Here is an 18,251-nt window from a genome sequence, read left to right on the forward strand (position 1 = left end):
AGACGCATTGATATACCCGTTAACGCGACGGGTGATAAGGAGATCGACCGTTATGGCTTTTAAAACCTGGCAAATAGGATTGCATATTCAGCAGCATGAAGCGCTGGCCATCGCCGTTATTCGCGGCGCATCGGGCTGGTCCCTGCAACGTTGGTGGCGACTGCCGCTGATGAACGCCTCCACGGCAGAGGGTACGATTCCTGACCCGCAATCGCTGGCTCACGTACTGCGACCCTGGAGCCGTGAGCTGCCGCTACGTCACCGTATTTATCTCTCTTTTCCCGCAAATCGGACATTGCAACGCGCTTTTCCACATCCGCCGATGCGTCTGCGGGAACGTGAGCAAGTCGCATGGCTTTCACAAACGATGGCGCGTGAGCTGGATATGGATCCGGACTTATTGCGTTTCGACTTTCAGGACGATGCGCTGAGCCCCGCGTTCAACGTTACCGCCGTGCAAAGCAAAGAAATTTCAGAGCTGTTAACGCTGGCGCAAACGATCAATGTGCGCATCGCTGCTGTAACGCCCGATGCCTGCGCGTTACAGCGCTTGCTGCCGTTTATACCTTCGGGGCGGCAATGTCTGGTCTGGCGCGATGAGAGCCAGTGGCTGTGGGCGACGCGCTATGCGTGGGGGCGTAAATCGGCGCGCGAGGCGACGACGCTGCATGACCTTGCCGCAACATTATCCGTCGTGCCGGAACATATTTCGTTATGCGCCGAGGGCGAATTCGACCCCTGGCGCGCCGTAACCGTCCGCCAACCGCCGGTTCCGCCGGACGGTTATCGCTTTGCGATTGCGCTGGGTTTAGCCATAGGGGAGATACGCTGATGGCGCATTCTGTCAATTTGCTCCCCTGGCGGCGCCAACATTACGTAGCGCGTCTGCGGCTGTGGTGCGTGGTATGGGGCGCGTCCCTGCTGCTGATAGCAAGCCTCGCGACGATCGCCCGGTTGGTTTTTTGGCAGGAGGGGAGGATTAATGAACTGCTACTGACGGCGGAAAACGGACGCACGACGGCGCTTGCGGCGAACATACCGCAGTTGCAGCAGCGTCAGCGACAGCAACAGGCGCGATTACAACGTCAGGCGCAGCGTGAACTGACGCAAGCCTGGAAATCTATCTTGACTGACCTTGCCAACCTGTTGCCAGAACAGGCATGGCTGACAAGCCTCAATTATCAGCAAGAGACGCTAGAGCTGGAAGGGCTGGCGAGAACGTTTGACGCCCTGCTCACGCTTGAGACATCGCTTCGTCACTATGTCAGTTTTCCGCTAAACCGCACGGGCGCCACGCGGCAGGATGCGCAAGGGCGCTGGCAGTTCCATTATCAATTAACGAGGAGCGCCGCCCGTGAACGCGCTCTTTGATCTCTGGTACGGGATGTCGCGCCGTGGTCGGGTTTTTTGTTGGTGTGCAGGCGTGCTGTGCCTGACGCTGACGGTTGCGTTATCTGTGGGCTATCCCGGCTGGAAAACGTTGGATACGCAACAAACGCGGTTAAGCCAGCAGCGCGAGGCCGCCCGGCAACAGTGGCGTCATCTGCGCCGTCTGAGCGTCGCGGCTGAACCGCTTTTCGGGCGCACCGTGGAAAATCCGCGTCCTTTTTCGCCGTTAGATTTCCAGGCGCCTCCCCTGCGTTTGCTGCACTGGCAGCCATCGGCGCAGGGGGGAGAAATGGCGCTGAAAACGTCCTGGGATGCGGTGCCGTCGCTGTTTGTCCGGTTGGCCGAAAGCGAGATGAGCGTAAGTCGGTTTTCATTGCGTAAAGAGGGGGCGGAATTATTGATGACGCTGCAACTGGAGCGCCTGGCGAATGAAAGCTAGCCGCAGTGTATTGCTCTGTTTTTGTTTGCTGATGTTGACAGGAATGCGCGATCCCTTCCGCCCGCCGGAAGATCGCTGCCGGATAGCGGAACTCTCGCAGTGGCGGTATCAGGGCGCGGTGCGTAAAGGCGAGCGATGGACAGGCATTCTTAAAGACAGTCAGCAAAAATGGCGACGAGTGGAAGAAGGGCAGACGCTGGAAAACGGTTGGACGATTGTCCGCCTGACGGCGGAAGCCTTAACGTTAACGACCGGTAAAAATTGTGCGCCGCCGCAGTGGCGGTGGCTACGTCAGGGAGCGGACAATGAAGCGATGGATAGCCATGATACTGATAGCCTTGATGCCCGCCGCGCAGGCGGGAAAAGCGGCGAAAGTGACGCTGGTGGTTGACGACGTCCCTGTGGTGCAGGTTTTGCAGACTTTAGCCGAGCAGGAGCGGCAGAATCTGGTGGTGTCGCCGGACGTCAGCGGGACATTATCGCTACATCTGACGGATGTGCCGTGGAAACAGGCGCTACAGACGGTGGTCAATAGCGCGGGGCTGGTGCTACGTCAGGAGGGGAATATTCTCCATGTTCATTCACAGGCCTGGCAGAAAGAACACAGTGCGCGGCAGGATGCCGAGCGGTTAAGGCTTCAGGCTAATTTACCGCTGGAAAACCGCAGCATTAGCCTGCAATACGCCGATGCCGGCGAACTGGCGAAAGCGGGCGAGAAACTCCTGAGCGCGAAGGGAACCATCATGGTAGATAAGCGCACCAACCGCATGCTGTTGCGCGATAACCGCGCGGCCCTGGCGGAGCTGGAAAAATGGGTATCGCAAATGGATCTGCCGGTGGCGCAGGTGGAACTGGCGGCGCATATCGTCACCATTAACGAAAAGAGTCTACGGGAACTGGGCGTAAAGTGGACGCTGGCTGACGCGACGCAAGCGGGCGCGGTGGGTGACGTGACGACGCTTTCCAGTGATTTATCCGTCGCCGCCGCCACCTCACGCGTCGGGTTTAACATCGGGCGCATTAACGGACGCCTGCTGGATTTAGAGCTGTCAGCGCTGGAACAAAAGCAGCAGTTGGATATTATCGCCAGCCCCCGGCTGCTGGCTTCGCATCTACAGCCAGCCAGTATCAAGCAAGGCAGCGAAATTCCTTATCAGGTTTCCAGCGGCGAAAGCGGCGCGACCTCCGTGGAATTTAAAGAAGCGGTGCTGGGGATGGAGGTGACGCCCACCGTTTTGCAAAAAGGGCGCATCCGCCTGAAGTTACATATCAGCCAGAATGTTCCCGGTCAGGTACTACAACAGGCTGACGGCGAAGTGCTGGCGATAGATAAACAGGAAATTGAAACGCAGGTAGAGGTAAAAAGCGGCGAGACGCTGGCGCTGGGCGGTATTTTTTCGCGAAAAAATAAATCGGGTAGCGATAGCGTGCCGCTGTTGGGGGATATTCCCTGGCTTGGTCAGCTCTTCCGCCATGACGGTAAAGAGGACGAGCGACGCGAATTAGTGGTGTTTATCACCCCCAGACTGGTGGCGACAGAATAATTTATGCATAAAAAAGCGCTGTTTTTGCACTGAACGCATCTGCGGGATTTGACGTGCGGATGTATTTAGCATACAAGGAGTACCGATTTGAGAGTCGTGCTTTTCGTTGCTTACGCATTGATTAATGCGCTTTGCCTTGCCGAAGGTGTGCATAAGACCGATGATAAACGGCTGAATGTCCGCTGATGCAGACGTATTGGTTCTGCGGATTGCGCACAATTGTTTGAAAGTAGAGCAATTTGTAGGCCGGATATGTTGTTCTGGTCGCCATTCGGCAACGCTAACTCGGGTTTTGCAACAATCAGGCTTGGTGATTTATTCAGTTGCCAAACCCGCTTGAGTATTGAGATAATTTTCAGTCTGACTCTCGCAATATCTTATGAGGTTTCAGTTCATGTCCTGCTGCGCTGGGTGTCTGTGAAGCGGGTTTACCATTAACGAATAGTCTTAGTAGTACCGAAAAAATGGCAGAGAAACGCAATATCTTTCTGGTTGGGCCTATGGGTGCCGGAAAAAGCACTATTGGGCGCCAGTTAGCTCAACAACTCAATATGGAATTTTACGATTCTGATCAAGAGATTGAGAAACGAACCGGAGCTGATGTGGGCTGGGTCTTCGATGTTGAAGGTGAAGACGGCTTCCGTAATCGTGAAGAAAAAGTTATCAACGAATTGACGGAAAAACAGGGTATTGTGCTGGCAACCGGCGGTGGCTCTGTAAAATCGCGTGAAACGCGTAACCGTCTCTCCGCGCGTGGCGTCGTGGTCTACCTTGAAACGACCATCGAAAAACAACTGGCGCGCACGCAGCGTGATAAAAAACGCCCGCTGTTGCAGGTTGAAGCACCGCCTCGCGAAGTTCTGGAAGCGCTGGCTAACGAACGCAATCCGCTGTACGAAGAGATTGCCGACGTCACCATTCGCACCGACGATCAAAGCGCTAAGGTTGTGGCAAACCAGATTATTCATATGCTGGAAAGCAACTAATTCAAGCAGAATACGCTGGGTAAGCGGGCACAAGTAACTAAGGTGGATGTCGCGTCATGGAGAGGATTACAGTCACTCTCGGGGAACGTAGTTACCCGATCACCATCGCGGCTGGTTTGTTTAACGAACCAGCTTCATTCTTGCCGCTGAAATCAGGCGATCAGGTCATGTTAGTGACCAACGAAACCCTGGCGCCGCTTTATCTGGACAAGGTTCGCGGCGTACTCGAACGGGCGGGCGTTAACGTAGACAGCGTGATTCTTCCTGACGGCGAGCAGTATAAGAGCCTGACGGTGCTGGATACGGTGTTTACGGCGTTACTGAAAAAACCGCATGGTCGTGATACCACTCTGGTCGCGCTTGGCGGCGGCGTGATTGGCGATCTCACCGGTTTTGCGGCGGCCAGCTACCAGCGAGGCGTACGTTTCATCCAGGTACCAACTACCTTACTGTCGCAGGTTGATTCTTCCGTGGGCGGGAAAACCGCCGTCAACCATCCCCTTGGCAAAAACATGATTGGCGCGTTTTACCAACCCGCTTCTGTGGTTGTCGATCTTGATTGCCTGAAAACGCTTCCCGCACGCGAACTGGCATCGGGGCTGGCAGAGGTGATCAAATACGGCATTATACTCGACGCAGACTTCTTCACCTGGCTTGAGGGTAATCTGGATGCGCTATTGCGTCTGGACGGCCCGGCGATGGCGTACTGTATTCGCCGTTGTTGCGAGCTGAAAGCCGAAGTTGTTGCCGCCGACGAGCGTGAAGCGGGCTTACGTGCTTTACTGAATCTTGGACATACCTTTGGCCACGCCATTGAAGCGGAAATGGGATATGGCAATTGGTTACATGGTGAAGCCGTTGCCGCAGGTATAGTGATGGCTGCGCGCGCATCCGAGCGTTTGGGGCAGTTTAGTTCTGCTGATACGCAGCGCATCATCGCGCTACTCGAACGGGCCGGGTTGCCAGTCAATGGCCCTTGCGAGATGTCCGCGCAGGACTATTTGCCGCACATGCTGCGAGATAAAAAAGTGTTAGCGGGGGAGTTGCGTTTAGTGCTTCCGCTGGCCATAGGGAAAAGTGAAGTGCGCGGCGGAGTGTCGCACGAAGTCGTTCTTAGCGCGATTGCTGACTGTCAGCAGGCGTAACAACAAGAAAGGTCAGACTGATATTGCGTAGCTGTCAGTCTTTTAGCTTCAGGTTATGTGCAATGTCGTAAGCATTAACCTTTGAGTGGGGTGTTAAATGGATGAATTCAAACCAGAAGACGAGCTGAAACCCGATCCCAGCGATCGTCGTACTGGTCGTTCTCGTCAATCTTCAGAACGCGATAGTGAACCGCAGATCAACTTTGATGACGTTGATCTGGATGCCGACGATCGCCGTCCGACGCGTACGCGTAAAGCGCGTAGTGAAGAACCTGAAGTTGAAGAAGAGTACGAATCCGATGAAGACGATACGGTGGACGAAGAGCGTGTTGAACGCCGCCCACGTAAGCGTAAAAAAGCGGCCCATAAGCCAGCCTCTCGTCAGTACATGATGATGGGCGTTGGCGTACTGGTGCTGCTGCTGTTGATTATCGGTATCGGCTCCGCGCTGAAAGCCCCCTCAACGTCTTCCAGCGAGCCGTCGGCCTCTGGCGAAAAGAGTATCGATCTTTCCGGTAACGCCGCCGACCAGGCGAATGCGACCCAGCCTGCGCCGGGCGCCACCTCCGCAGAACAAACCGCGGGCAATACGTCGCAGGATATTTCGTTGCCGCCGATTTCTTCAACGCCGACGCAGGGACAGTCGCCTGTGGTCGCTGACGGTCAGCAGCGCGTGGAAGTGCAGGGCGATCTGAATAATGCGCTGACGCAGAATCCAGAGCAGATGAACAATGTTGCGGTGAACTCTACGTTGCCGACAGAGCCTGCAACCGTCGCGCCAGTTCGCAATGGCAGCACGACGCGTCAGGCGGCGGTTAGCGAACCTGCCGAGCGTCATACCACGCGTCCGGAACGTAAACAGGCCGTCATTGAACCTAAGAAACCGCAGACCACGGCGAAAACCACGACTGCGGAGCCGAAGAAACCGGTCGCGCCAGTGAAACGCACGGAACCGGCAGCGCCAGCCGCGACGCCGAAAGCGACCACCACGACGGCTGCGCCGACAGTGACGGCAAGCGCTGCGCCGGTACAAACCGCGAAGCCAGCGCAAGCCTCGACGACGCCTGTCGCAGGCGGCGGGAAAAGCGCCGGCAACGTTGGCGCCTTAAAGAGCGCGCCATCCAGCCACTACACATTGCAGCTCAGTAGTTCTTCAAATTACGACAACCTGAACGGTTGGGCGAAGAAAGAGAACCTGAAAAATTATGTGGTATACGAGACGACGCGTAATGGACAACCGTGGTATGTGCTGGTAACGGGGATGTATGCTTCGAAAGAAGATGCTAAACGTGCGGTGTCCACCTTACCTGCCGATGTGCAGGCGAAAAACCCGTGGGCAAAACCGTTGCATCAGGTTCAGGCCGATCTGAAATAATCCAGGCTGTGTCCTGCAATTGCCTGTGAGTGTCGCTGACAGCTATTTTTGTTCAGGACAGGCGCGAGGGGCGCATTTGCTACCGTCAAATGCGCCGTAAAGCAACGCGGCACAGCCTAAAGCGCAGGATGCTGTCGGAGCTTTCTCCACAGCCGGAGAAGGTGTAATTAGTTAGTCAGCATGAAAAAAAATCGCGCTTTTTTGAAGTGGGCAGGGGGAAAATACCCTCTGCTTGATGATATCAAACGACATTTGCCAAAAGGCGAGTGCCTTGTCGAACCTTTTGTGGGTGCCGGATCGGTGTTTCTTAACACCGACTTTTCTCGTTATATCCTCGCCGATATCAACAGCGACCTTATTAGCCTCTATAACATCGTGAAGTTACGTACTGACGAGTATGTACAGGCTTCGCGCGAGCTGTTTATGCCTGAAACTAACCAGGCTGAGGTCTATTACCAACTCCGTGAGGAGTTCAACACCTGCCAGGACCCCTTTCGTCGGGCGGTACTGTTTTTATATCTGAATCGCTACGGTTATAACGGACTCTGTCGCTATAACTTGCGCGGGGAATTTAATGTACCGTTTGGTCGTTATAAAAGACCTTACTTCCCGGAAGCGGAGTTGTACCACTTTGCAGAAAAAGCGCAGAATGCGTTCTTTTACTGTGAGTCATACGCAGACAGTATGGCGCGTGCGGACAAGTCGTCGGTGGTCTATTGCGATCCGCCTTATGCGCCGTTGTCCGCCACGGCTAACTTCACAGCGTATCACACCAATAGTTTTAGCCTGACGCAACAAGCGCATCTGGCGGAAATCGCTGAGAATCTGGTCAGTAACCGGATACCGGTGCTCATTTCCAACCATGATACGGCGCTCACACGCGAGTGGTATCAACTCGCAAAATTGCATGTCGTCAAAGTTAGACGCAGTATAAGCAGCAACGGCGGCACACGTAAAAAGGTGGACGAACTGCTGGCTCTGTACCAACCAGGAGTCGCAACGCCTGCAAGAAAATAATTCTCAAGGAGAAGCGGATGAAACAGTATTTGATTGCCCCCTCAATTCTGTCGGCTGATTTTGCTCGCCTGGGTGAAGACACCGCCAAAGCGCTGGCTGCCGGTGCTGATGTTGTACACTTTGACGTCATGGATAATCACTATGTGCCGAACCTGACTATCGGCCCGATGGTGCTGAAATCCCTGCGTCAGTACGGTATTACCGCGCCTATTGATGTCCACCTGATGGTCAAGCCAGTCGACCGTATCGTGCCCGACTTTGCCGCCGCTGGCGCGAGCATCATTACCTTTCACCCGGAAGCCTCCGAACATGTTGACCGCACGCTACAGCTGATTAAAGAACACGGCTGTAAAGCGGGGCTGGTATTCAACCCGGCAACGTCGCTCAGTTATCTCGATTACGTCATGGACAAACTGGATGTGATCCTGCTGATGTCCGTGAACCCAGGCTTCGGCGGCCAGTCTTTTATTCCGCAGACGCTGGATAAACTGCGCGAAGTGCGTCGCCGCATTGATGCGTCCGGTTACGACATTCGCCTGGAAGTGGACGGCGGCGTGAAGGTGAACAATATCGGCGAGATCGCCGCAGCAGGTGCGGACATGTTTGTTGCGGGGTCGGCAATTTTCGATAAACCCGACTATAAAAAAGTGATTGATGAAATGCGCAGTGAGCTGGCAAAGGTAACTCATGGATAAGTTGCAGAATATTCGGGGCGTCGCCTTTGATCTTGACGGCACGCTGGTGGATAGCGCGCCGGGTCTTGCCGCGGCGGTGGATATGGCGCTGTATGCGCTGGAACTGCCGGTCGCGGGCGAGGAGCGCGTGATTACCTGGATTGGTAACGGCGCAGACGTATTGATGGAACGCGCGCTGACCTGGGCTCGCGAGGAGCGCGCCACGCTGCGTAAGACGATGGGTAAACCGCCCGTTGATGAAGATATTCCTGCCGAGGAACAGGTACGTATTCTGCGTAAGCTGTTCGACAGGTATTATGGCGAAGTGGCGGAAGAGGGCACCTTTTTATTTCCGCATGTCGCCGACACGCTGGGCGCGCTGCACGCCAGCGGATTGTCATTAGGTCTGGTGACGAATAAGCCGACGCCGTTCGTCGCGCCGTTGCTGGAATCGCTTGATATCGCCAAATACTTTGGTGTGGTTATCGGCGGCGATGATGTGCAAAATAAGAAGCCGCATCCGGAGCCGCTGTTGCTGGTGGCAAGCCGGCTGGGCATGATGCCGGAGCAGATGCTTTTTGTCGGCGATTCGCGTAATGATATTCAGGCTGCAAAAGCGGCGGGCTGCCCTTCGGTTGGCCTGACATACGGCTACAATTATGGCGAAGCGATCGCCCTTAGCGAGCCGGACGTCATTTATGACAGTTTTAACGACCTTTTGCCCGCACTTGGGCTTCCGCATAGCGATAACCAGGAAATAAAAAATGACTAAGCCCATCGTTTTTAGTGGCGCACAGCCCTCAGGTGAATTGACCATTGGCAACTATATGGGGGCATTGCGTCAGTGGGTAAACATGCAGGATGACTATCATTGCATCTACTGCATCGTAGACCAACATGCTATTACCGTGCGTCAGGACGCGCAGCAGCTACGTAAAGCGACGCTGGATACGCTGGCGCTGTACCTGGCATGCGGTATTGATCCTGAAAAGAGCACTATTTTCGTTCAGTCCCATGTGCCGGAACATGCGCAGCTTGGCTGGGCGCTAAACTGCTATACCTATTTCGGCGAGCTGAGCCGTATGACGCAGTTTAAAGATAAATCTGCGCGCTATGCGGAAAACATTAACGCCGGCCTGTTTGATTACCCGGTGTTGATGGCGGCAGACATCCTGTTGTACCAAACCAATCTGGTGCCGGTAGGCGAAGATCAGAAGCAGCATCTGGAACTGAGCCGCGATATCGCCCAGCGTTTTAACGGGCTGTATGGCGATATTTTCAAAGTACCGGAACCGTTTATTCCCAAATCCGGCGCGCGCGTGATGTCGCTGCTGGAGCCGACGAAGAAAATGTCCAAATCGGACGATAACCGTAATAACGTGATCGGCCTGCTGGAAGATCCGAAATCGGTAGTGAAGAAAATCAAACGTGCGGTCACTGACTCCGACGAGCCGCCGGTAGTACGTTATGATGTGAAAGAGAAAGCGGGTGTCTCTAACCTGCTGGATATTCTTTCCGCCGTGACTGGTCAGAGCATTCCTGAACTGGAAAAACAGTTTGAAGGTAAAATGTATGGCCATTTGAAAGGCGAAGTGGCGGAGGCGGTTTCCGGAATGCTGTCTGAGTTGCAGGAGCGCTATCATCGTTTCCGCAACGACGAAGCGTTCTTGCAGAAGGTGATGAAAGACGGGGCGGAAAAAGCCAGCGCACGTGCGGCCGAAACGCTGAAAGCCGTTTACGAAGCCATTGGCTTTGTGGCGAAACCGTAACGGTAATTGCTTGCCCGATGGCGCTGGCTTATCGGGCCTACCAACGAGCGTAAGTTGGACAAGGCATCTGCGCCGTACCGTTTATCAGACCTGTAAAAAAACCGGGAAAATCCCGGTTTTTTTGTATCTGCGCAGTCGTTTCTATTATTGATCGGCAGCCGGGCCGCAACCGCCAATAATTTTAGAAATAGAAATTGCAGGGTGCAGCAAATAATCGTAGCTGCAGTTATTTTTTTTGTTTTCGATATGACCAGTACAAGCAGTGAGCGTCGCCAGAACCCCTGCCACAACGGCAATTTTTACAAATTTAAACATTTCAAAATCCTTGTTGATAAAACGAGCACTACTGGTGGAATAAATATAAGATCTATTTAGCGTATAGTACGATAGCAATTATTAAACTATACAGGTAGTCCAAATAAGGACTTTATCTTTACCAGGGGATATGATTTAAAAAGGCCGCTTAATAATAAGCGGCCTGTATTAGTGTTATATAATGTCGTTTATTTAACGAAATGTTTTCTTAACGTTAAGCATAAAGCCTTTATCGCTGATACTGTCTTCCTTCCACTGGTATGCATCCAGATGTAGCGCGGTATCATTGCTGCTATATTTCACGCCGATGGTTGCCAGGCCATTAATGCCGCCGCCTTTTTGACCGTCATCCACGCCGAACGATTGACCCGCCGCACCCTGTAATGACGCTGTACGCTGGCTCTTGCTGTAGCTCAGGTTCGGGCCGCCTTCCAGGGTAGCGGTGGCGCTCCAGCCGTCTTTCCCGGCGTAATCCAGCTTCAGGCCGACAATAGAGTCTACCGCCGTTTCGTTGCCAGAGTTCATGGACAGGTTAAAATCTCCGGCGCTGCGCTCTTTGTAGCCTCCTTCCATGGTGTGACGGAATTTCACCCCGGCATACGGCGTGACTTTCAGCGTATCACTCATCATGGTGAAAGTTTTCGCCCCTTCACTGCGAAACTCAAGGTACTGCTGACGCATGTCGGAATCGGCAATTTTGTTGACATCGCCATAAGCGACAGAACGGCTGCTGTCGAGGTTGTGCACGTCATAACGCAGGCTGTTGTTCCACGCCAGACCTTCATCAAACGCCATGCTGTGCTTCAGGCCAAAGAACTGGCTGTAGCCGCCTGTCAGGCCGTTATCGCCCGCAGTTTTCGAACCGTCGCCATCCAGACGCGCAATACCGTACTCCAGCGTCAGATTCTGGCTGGCGGTGAGATCCAACGTCTGGCGTAATGCCAGCATGTCGTACTGGGTGTCGTTGCCCAGCTCCGCACGTGGGTCGCCTTTCGCCACCACGTTGAACGCCAGACCATCTTTAATTTGCGGCGCGGCGTCGGCCAGCATGGTAAAGCGGTTGCTGAGTACACGCGCTTCACGGAATACCGTGGTGGCTTGAGCACCGCTCACCTGCTTGAGTGCGCTGTTCAGCTCGGCGGTAGTCCCCACATTAAGGCTGGTGTACAGCTCGTTGTTGGTGTAACCGGCGTCCAACGCCTGCGCCACGTCGCTTACCGAGCTGTCGGTCGCCACATCGGCATAGGCGTTTTTAGTCATGGTGACGTCAACGTTGCCGTCGGCATCCTGGCTACCCTGGGCGTTCCAGACTACGCTGGTGGAAGTGATGTTGTCCGCGCCCTGGATATTGCTGCCGGTGAAGGCGTTATCCACCACCACGGTGGTATCCGCCGTACCGCTGGTAAAGCCGGTATCCACCTTCACGTTGTCGCCAATCACCAGGTTATTGGCTTTCAGCGTACCGGAGCTACCGTCGGCGTTGGTGCCAACAATATAGTTGGAGAGCTGCTGCGGCGCGTTGGGATCCGCTGGCGGCGTCGGGATGCTGCCCTCGGTCGGGGCGGTAGTCGCATCCGGAATGACGATGTCCGCTGTCCCGTTATGGTCGTTCTGCGTACCCGTAGTACCCGGCGCGTAGATGTCGCAGCCGCTGTCGCACAGCAGGTTGATTTCGCCGTTGTTGATGATGGCTTTGGTCTTGCCGCCAAACGCATACGAGTCATCCGCGTAAACGTTGATCACGCCGTCTGCGGTGTTGTTGATGGTAGTGGCATTACCGTTGCCCTTGATGCCGATAAGCCCGGTGCCATTGGTGCCGTCCTCCTTGCCCTGCTCGGTACCGACGTTGATGGTGCCGCTATTGACCAGGTTAATGACATAACTGCTGGTGCCGCCGCTAATCGCCACGGCGTTATCGCCCTGCACGTTGATAGTGCCCTGGTTGCCGAAGTTATAGCCGCGGCCCAAATTGATTAGCGGCGCATCCGGGTTAATACCGTTAATCACGCCGGTTGCGGTGTTCCAGATCCATTTGGGGTCATTGCTGCCGTTGACCGTGGTGATGGCGCTGTAACCGTTAGTGGCGGTGATGGTGCCGCTGTTCACCTGGGTCAGCGAATCGTTGGCGCGCGTCAGATTGATGATGGTGTTCTCACCGCCTTCCACCGCGCTGCCGCTGTTGGTAAGCGTTGCGTCCTCTTCGTTATAGAAATAGAAGCTGCCGCTGACCAGCGATTTGCCATCTTCCGCCACCGTCATATCGCCAGTATTGACGATCTCCTGCTGGTAGCTGGTGCCCGCTATGGAGCCGGTGAAATCGCCGTTATTGTAAAAAGTGACGTCGCCATTAAGGGTTAACAGATCGGTGGTGATGCTGCCGTCCGCTTCATTAAAGAGGCTGTGCCAGGTGGAAATAGCGTCCGCGTCCAGCGTCCCGTAGTTAGCCAGCGCGTTAGCCCCGCCGTTAATCGTCACGGTGCCGTTGACGGTGAGCGAGGCGCCCGCTTCGTTGTACAGCCAGCCCCCGTTAACGTCCACATCGCCGTTCAGGGTTTCAGTACCGTAGTTGGCCAGCGTACCGGCGGTGAAGAAACCTGTGTCGGAGGTCCTGGTGTCGCTGTCGCCGCTGCCGGGCAGAGACTGAATCCAGATTTTGTCCGTTGGCGTGCCGCCCATGTGTGAATCAGTATCATCCATCGGGCTGCCGTTAAGGTTGATAGAGCCGTTATTGATGATGTAGCTGGAACTGTCGCTCAGAAACGCCTGGCCGTAATCGGCGTCGATGTTAATCACGCCGCTGGTGTCGTTGATGACGACGCCGCCGTTGAGCGCCGCCATCCCGACCAGCTCGTCTGCCTGACCGGTCACGCCGTCATCGGCGGTCAGGGTGATCACGCCCTGGTTAATGGCGGTGCCGCCATTAAGCGCCATCATGCCGAACCCGGCGTTGTTGACGGTAATGTTGCCGGTGTTGATGGCGGTGGCGTCGCCATCGGCATCGGTGGAACCCGCCACCATTCCTGAGCTGGTGAGATAGAGCGATGATGGCTGCCAGTAGCTGGTGCTGGTGATGTTATTTTCATCGTCCAGCGTCGGGACAAGGCCATCCAGATAGATATTGCCTTCGTTTAGTGCTTTACCTCGGCTGGCGGTAACGCCATATACACCTGCCCCCTGCAAATGGATCGTGGCGCCCTCATCGTTAACGACATCGCCATAATCCGAAGCCATCATGGCGTAAAAGGTGTGGGTGTACCATTTCAATGGGTATACTTCAATACCGCCACTGCCCTGCGGCGTCTGATCAGAAATGAGGGTGATATCGCCGCCGGCTTTGTTATGAACAGCCGATCCCTCGCCACTAGCCCTTGTGATGGCTGCACGATCCTCACTACTGTTGCTACTGGTCGCGTAGACCAGAATATCTCCGCTGTTGCTGACTTCCGAGCCGTTATCTGCGCGAATGACGGAATACACGCCATGGCTTGTAATATCGCCTTTATTTTCAATTGATGTGCCTTCGCCATCAGCCATCAGCAACGCGTTGTAGGTGTAATAGCCTGTGGGTATATAACTGACATTAACGTCAACAACTGAGTCATCACCCAGAATCAGGGAGCCGCCGTTGTTGACCCGCGCCAGTACAACGTGCCCCCCCACTACCGTGTTGGTATCAATGGTAGAATGACCGTTTAGCGTAACGGTACTGTTACCGCTGACGCTGATGCCGGTAATGTCTGCAGAGGTTCCATCAAGTGGATCCTCGCTGTGGGTGATATTAATACCGCCGTCAATCTCAACGTCGTTATCATCACCTGTTACGCTCAGGCCAACAACGTCCAGGTATTGTCCGCCGGTGGCGGACAGATCGTTGTCATCAATATTCAGCGCGCCATTAAGGGTAACGGTATTGCCGTTACCGCCGACGACAACGCCGGTTAACGGGGGAGCCCCGGCAGCCAGATCATCCTGCCCGTAGTCGGCGCTGATATTTACGTTGCCGGTGATATCAACGGCGTTGCTGTCGCCGCTCACGCTCACCCCTGTCGCTGAGCTAAACACGCCTTCGCTGTCCTGGACTGAGACAACGTTAATATCGCCATCCAGCGTAACCTGCGACATATCGCCGCTCACCAGCGCGCCGGTGCCGTTAAGGCTGACGTCAATATCCCCTTTGTTTTTGAAGGTGTTTTTTTCGCCTGCAACCACAAAACCCACCGAGTCCGCATCACGTACGGTGGCGTTGCCGGTATTTTTTGCTTCATTTCCGGTGCCATAGGTGATGATGCCCATCGCGCCGTCGGTGACCAGCAGATCGCCCGCCTGGGTCAGGCTGCCGTTGTCGCCGTTGATAATCACGGCGGCAGAGCCCGCGCCATCCACCGCGATATCACCGGTATTGGTGGTATGGGCGTCGTCGCCGTCAATGCGCGTACCGACGGCGCCGCCGGAGATAGTCTGATTACCTTCGTTGATAACGAGCGCGTTGTCGCCTTCGATATACAGCGCCGTGGCGTCTGCGCCGCTGACGGTAGTGCTCCCGGCGTTATCGATAACCACGTTGTCGCCGGTAATGTAGCCGCCGGTGCCGCCGTCGGTGATGGTCATATCACCGTCATTGTTGACGCGGGCGTTATTGCCGTCAATGACGGTGCCGGTGGAGCCTGCGCCGCTGATGTTAGAGGTACCGGTATTCTTAATCGTGGCGTTGTCGCCGTCGATGATGATGGCGGTGCCGCCGCCGCTCACGGCAATGTCACCGGCGAAATTGGTGGTGGTGCCGTTGCCGGAAATCAGCGCGCCGGTGGCGTTGTCCACCGTGGAGTGGCCCGAAATGGTGTTGGTGGTGCCGTCACCGGAGATAACCATGCCGGTGGCACCGTCGGTCACACTGGAGTCCCCGGTGAGCGTGTTGACGGTTCTATCGCCGGAAATAATCACGCCGGTGCGATCCTGGCCGCTGATATCCATGCCGCGATCGGAATTATGCGCCTGGTCATCGCCGCTGATAACGGTGGTGTTATCGTCGGCAATAATCAGATAGCCCCGGCTGTCGTACTTCCAGTAGAGACCGTTTTCCTGGGTGCCTTCAATCACGGCGGCATTGGCGTCGGTCACGTCCCAGCCGGTGACGTTCAGCGTTTTACCGTCCGCGGTGGTGAGCTGCCACTGGTTGTCCTGTTCTGAATAATTCCACACGGCACCCTCAAGAACGCTGCCGTTATCCAGTTTGAAGCTGTCGAAGGTCAGGGTGTCTTTGCCTTTATCGATGGTGACGCCGTTGCTGAAGGTAATAACAGAGTCATCTGGGGGCGTGTCGTCGTCATCGCCGCTATCATCGGGCGGGGTTACATCGTCATCGCCGCTATCATCGGGCGGGGTCACATCGTCATCGCCGCTATCGTCGGGCGGGGTTACATCGTCATCGCCGCTATCGTCAGGCGGGGTCACATCGTCATCGCCGCTATCGTCGGGCGGGGTCACATCGTCATCGCCGCTATCGTCGGGCGGGGTTACATCGTCATCGCCGCTATCGTCGGGCGGGGTGACGTTGCCGCCATCGTCGGGTGGGGTAACGTCGCCGCCATTATCGGGCGTAGGGGGGGTATAAGAATGATTAGAATCTCCGCCACCGTTATTTTCAACGCCAATAGCCACACCTGCGACCAGTGCAGCAACGCCGCCAGCAACCCAGCCCCAGTGATTATCATTTTCAGGTGTAGCAAGGCAGGTCGGTGAGAGTTTTGCGCGTTTTTCTTTAGGCAGGGAGGAGATATTACTGGGACATTCTTTTTCATCATCGTTATTTTCTGCGGCGATGGCCGGAATGTAATAACTTTGTAGCGTTAAAGCGATAGCGATAGAAATAAGTTTTTTCTTTTGCATAGGGTTCATCCTTAATTAATATTTTCCTTGCGTACTAAACATATGCAGAGAGCGGTACAGGCAATGATGAAATGGCCAGAAGAAAAATTATGCTTTAGTGTTTATTTTATCACCCGATAACCAGGTCAGGTCAAATTGAGTGCTTAACGGTGTTATTTATTGTATGAATGAATAAGGGGTGAATTTGACGAGTAAAAGGGTTTTTAGGCAGAATTATTACTATTTAAATTTTTCTGGTGTATTTAAAGTTGATTTCTTAATTCACTTTTAAGTAAAAATAATTTGAGATTACGAGTAGTTGTAAAATAAAGCCCTGTTATTCAGGGCGTTATTTTAATTAATAATTAGAGAACCAATTTAATTTATCGCGTAAGCCAACGACCCGGCCAACGATAATCAGCGCCGGGCTTTCAACCTGTTGCGCTAATTCACCAAGCTGCGTCAGCACACCGTGGACGACGCGTTGCTTCACAGAGGTACCGTTTTCTACCAGCGCAACCGGCATATCGGCCTGCATACCGAATGCGATCAGTTTTTCCTGGATAGTCGCTGCCTGATTCAGCCCCATGTAGAACACCAGCGTCTGTTTTTCTGCCGCCAGGTTTTCCCAGTCCAGCTCGCCGCCGGTTTTCAGGTGACCGGTGACCAGACGTACGCTCTGGGCGTAATCGCGATGGGTTAGCGGAATACCGGAGTAGGCGGAGCAGCCGGAAGCCGCGGTAATCCCCGGCACTACCGAGAAAGGAATACCGGCATGACACAGCGTTTCCAGCTCTTCGCCGCCGCGACCAAAGATAAAGGGATCGCCGCCTTTCAGGCGTACCACGCGTTTACCTTTTTGCGCTTCACGCAGCAGGATCTGGTTGATTTCCTCCTGTGGGACGCAGTGGTAACCCGCGCGTTTCCCCACAAAGACCCGATCGGCATCGCGGCGTACCAGGTTCATAATGTCGTCGGAGACGAGGCGATCGTAAACCACGATATCCGCCTGTTGGATTTGTTGTAACCCTTTCAGCGTCAGCAGTCCGGCATCGCCCGGTCCGGCGCCGACCAGCACGACTTCGCCACGGTGATCCAGCGGTTCGCTAAACAGGCGTTCGGTTGTCGCGTTAACCGCTTTCTCATCGGCATTCGCCAGCGACTGCGCCAGCCGGTCATTGACGAAAAATTTTTCCCAGAAGCGACGACGCTCGCCCATCGTGGCAAACTGCTTTTTCACTCGGGCGCGGAGTTGCCCGGCATAGCGCGCGACCTGCCCCAGATGCTGCGGCAGCAGCGATTCCAGTTTCTCGCGCAGCAGACGCGCCAGCACCGGGGAGGTGCCGCCCGAGGAGACGGCGACCATCAGCGGCGAGCGGTCAATAATGGAGGGCATGATAAAGCTGGCGGCTTTCGGCGCATCCACCACGTTGCAAAAGATACGGCGTGACTCCGCCGCGTCGCTGACGCGCTGGTTGACGGTATCGTCGTCAGTGGCCGCGATCGCCAGCCAACACGAGTCGAGAAGCGTTTCGTCGAACGGTCCCTCAACCAGAGTCAACATGCCTTCATTTGCCCATACGGTGAACTGTGGAATAAAGGTTAGCGCATTGACCGTTAAACGTGCGCCTGCTTCCAGCAGTAACCGTGCTTTGCGTTCTGCGACATCGCCACCGCCGACGATCAGACAGTCGCGGTCGCGTAATTGACAAAATATAGGCAAATGGTCCACG

The 18,251-nt window shown here is 54.9% G+C and carries 15 protein-coding genes; 12 read left to right on the forward strand and 3 right to left on the reverse strand.

Features of this window, described 5'->3' with window-relative positions; genetic code table 11:
• The first annotated feature begins 52 nt into the window (after nucleotides 1–52).
• The 12 genes from ACLJRS_RS17885 (at nucleotide 53) to trpS (ending at nucleotide 10,338) form a co-directional block, all read left to right on the forward strand.
• Nucleotides 53–832, forward strand: coding sequence for a hypothetical protein (locus tag ACLJRS_RS17885; protein WP_000874744.1), 780 nt, complete (start codon nucleotides 53–55; stop codon nucleotides 830–832).
• Nucleotides 832–1,371 (forward strand): PilN domain-containing protein, encoded by a 540-nt coding sequence (locus tag ACLJRS_RS17890; protein ID WP_000951384.1) that lies wholly within the window; start codon nucleotides 832–834, stop codon nucleotides 1,369–1,371. The genes ACLJRS_RS17885 and ACLJRS_RS17890 overlap by 1 nt, the downstream gene beginning before the upstream one ends.
• Nucleotides 1,355–1,828 (forward strand): hypothetical protein, encoded by a 474-nt coding sequence (locus ACLJRS_RS17895; RefSeq protein WP_000992503.1) that lies wholly within the window; start codon nucleotides 1,355–1,357, stop codon nucleotides 1,826–1,828. Before ACLJRS_RS17890 ends, ACLJRS_RS17895 begins: the two co-directional genes overlap by 17 nt.
• Nucleotides 1,818–2,219, forward strand: a complete 402-nt coding sequence (locus ACLJRS_RS17900; protein ID WP_410957871.1) for a DUF2531 family protein — start codon at nucleotides 1,818–1,820, stop codon at nucleotides 2,217–2,219. Before ACLJRS_RS17895 ends, ACLJRS_RS17900 begins: the two co-directional genes overlap by 11 nt.
• On the forward strand, nucleotides 2,134–3,372 hold the full coding sequence (gene hofQ / locus ACLJRS_RS17905) for a DNA uptake porin HofQ (protein ID WP_410957872.1): 1,239 nt from the start codon (nucleotides 2,134–2,136) through the stop codon (nucleotides 3,370–3,372). The genes ACLJRS_RS17900 and hofQ overlap by 86 nt, the downstream gene beginning before the upstream one ends.
• A 464-nt stretch (nucleotides 3,373–3,836) precedes the next feature.
• Nucleotides 3,837–4,358 (forward strand): shikimate kinase AroK, encoded by a 522-nt coding sequence (aroK, locus tag ACLJRS_RS17910; RefSeq protein WP_000818621.1) that lies wholly within the window; start codon nucleotides 3,837–3,839, stop codon nucleotides 4,356–4,358.
• A 56-nt stretch (nucleotides 4,359–4,414) separates the two neighbouring features.
• Complete coding sequence (gene aroB / locus ACLJRS_RS17915; protein ID WP_000439824.1) at nucleotides 4,415–5,503, forward strand: 3-dehydroquinate synthase; 1,089 nt, start codon at nucleotides 4,415–4,417, stop codon at nucleotides 5,501–5,503.
• A 97-nt stretch (nucleotides 5,504–5,600) separates the two neighbouring features.
• Nucleotides 5,601–6,878: a cell division protein DamX gene (damX, locus tag ACLJRS_RS17920; protein WP_000343157.1), complete on the forward strand. Its 1,278-nt coding sequence runs from the start codon at nucleotides 5,601–5,603 to the stop codon at nucleotides 6,876–6,878.
• 180 nt (nucleotides 6,879–7,058) lie between these two features.
• Entirely contained in the window at nucleotides 7,059–7,895 is an 837-nt protein-coding gene (dam, locus tag ACLJRS_RS17925) for an adenine-specific DNA-methyltransferase (RefSeq protein WP_000742132.1), read from the forward strand.
• Between the two features lie 17 nt (nucleotides 7,896–7,912).
• A complete protein-coding gene (gene rpe / locus ACLJRS_RS17930; protein ID WP_000816287.1) occupies nucleotides 7,913–8,590 on the forward strand; it encodes a ribulose-phosphate 3-epimerase in 678 nt (225 codons plus the stop codon).
• Nucleotides 8,583–9,341 carry a phosphoglycolate phosphatase gene (gene gph / locus ACLJRS_RS17935; RefSeq protein ID WP_000359651.1) on the forward strand — a complete coding sequence of 253 codons (759 nt, stop codon included), beginning with the start codon at nucleotides 8,583–8,585 and terminating at the stop codon, nucleotides 9,339–9,341. The genes rpe and gph overlap by 8 nt, the downstream gene beginning before the upstream one ends.
• A complete protein-coding gene (gene trpS, locus ACLJRS_RS17940) occupies nucleotides 9,334–10,338 on the forward strand; it encodes a tryptophan--tRNA ligase (protein ID WP_000165562.1) in 1,005 nt (334 codons plus the stop codon). Before gph ends, trpS begins: the two co-directional genes overlap by 8 nt.
• 144 nt (nucleotides 10,339–10,482) lie before the next feature.
• On the opposite strand, the gene ACLJRS_RS17945 is transcribed toward trpS, so the two are convergent.
• The 3 genes from ACLJRS_RS17945 to cysG all read right to left on the reverse strand — a co-directional run bounded on the left by ACLJRS_RS17945 (nucleotide 10,483) and on the right by cysG (nucleotide 18,250).
• Nucleotides 10,483–10,653, reverse strand: a complete 171-nt coding sequence (locus ACLJRS_RS17945; RefSeq protein WP_000472323.1) for a YhfL family protein — start codon at nucleotides 10,651–10,653, stop codon at nucleotides 10,483–10,485.
• 192 nt (nucleotides 10,654–10,845) lie between these two features.
• A complete protein-coding gene (gene bigA / locus ACLJRS_RS17950) occupies nucleotides 10,846–16,548 on the reverse strand; it encodes an autotransporter adhesin BigA (RefSeq protein WP_410957873.1) in 5,703 nt (1,900 codons plus the stop codon).
• A 328-nt stretch (nucleotides 16,549–16,876) separates the two neighbouring features.
• Nucleotides 16,877–18,250, reverse strand: coding sequence for a siroheme synthase CysG (cysG, locus tag ACLJRS_RS17955; RefSeq protein ID WP_000349897.1), 1,374 nt, complete (start codon nucleotides 18,248–18,250; stop codon nucleotides 16,877–16,879).
• Nucleotide 18,251 lies beyond the last annotated feature (1 nt).

It is taken from the genome of Salmonella sp. SAL00670 (assembly GCF_046552235.1).
Taxonomy (GTDB): domain Bacteria; phylum Pseudomonadota; class Gammaproteobacteria; order Enterobacterales; family Enterobacteriaceae; genus Salmonella; species Salmonella enterica.

Bases quoted from the DNA above. Each gene is read 5' to 3' on its own strand.
- aroK (WP_000818621.1), top strand. From the start codon at position 3,837: ATGGCAGAGAAACGCAATATCTTTCTGGTTGGGCCTATGGGTGCCGGA.
- dam (WP_000742132.1), top strand. From the start codon at position 7,059: ATGAAAAAAAATCGCGCTTTTTTGAAGTGGGCAGGGGGAAAATACCCT.
- bigA (WP_410957873.1), bottom strand. From the start codon at position 16,548: ATGAACCCTATGCAAAAGAAAAAACTTATTTCTATCGCTATCGCTTTA.
- ACLJRS_RS17885 (WP_000874744.1), top strand. From the start codon at position 53: ATGGCTTTTAAAACCTGGCAAATAGGATTGCATATTCAGCAGCATGAA.
- damX (WP_000343157.1), top strand. From the start codon at position 5,601: ATGGATGAATTCAAACCAGAAGACGAGCTGAAACCCGATCCCAGCGAT.
- hofQ (WP_410957872.1), top strand. From the start codon at position 2,134: ATGAAGCGATGGATAGCCATGATACTGATAGCCTTGATGCCCGCCGCG.
- trpS (WP_000165562.1), top strand. From the start codon at position 9,334: ATGACTAAGCCCATCGTTTTTAGTGGCGCACAGCCCTCAGGTGAATTG.
- ACLJRS_RS17945 (WP_000472323.1), bottom strand. From the start codon at position 10,653: ATGTTTAAATTTGTAAAAATTGCCGTTGTGGCAGGGGTTCTGGCGACG.
- ACLJRS_RS17900 (WP_410957871.1), top strand. From the start codon at position 1,818: ATGAAAGCTAGCCGCAGTGTATTGCTCTGTTTTTGTTTGCTGATGTTG.
- rpe (WP_000816287.1), top strand. From the start codon at position 7,913: ATGAAACAGTATTTGATTGCCCCCTCAATTCTGTCGGCTGATTTTGCT.
- ACLJRS_RS17890 (WP_000951384.1), top strand. From the start codon at position 832: ATGGCGCATTCTGTCAATTTGCTCCCCTGGCGGCGCCAACATTACGTA.
- gph (WP_000359651.1), top strand. From the start codon at position 8,583: ATGGATAAGTTGCAGAATATTCGGGGCGTCGCCTTTGATCTTGACGGC.
- aroB (WP_000439824.1), top strand. From the start codon at position 4,415: ATGGAGAGGATTACAGTCACTCTCGGGGAACGTAGTTACCCGATCACC.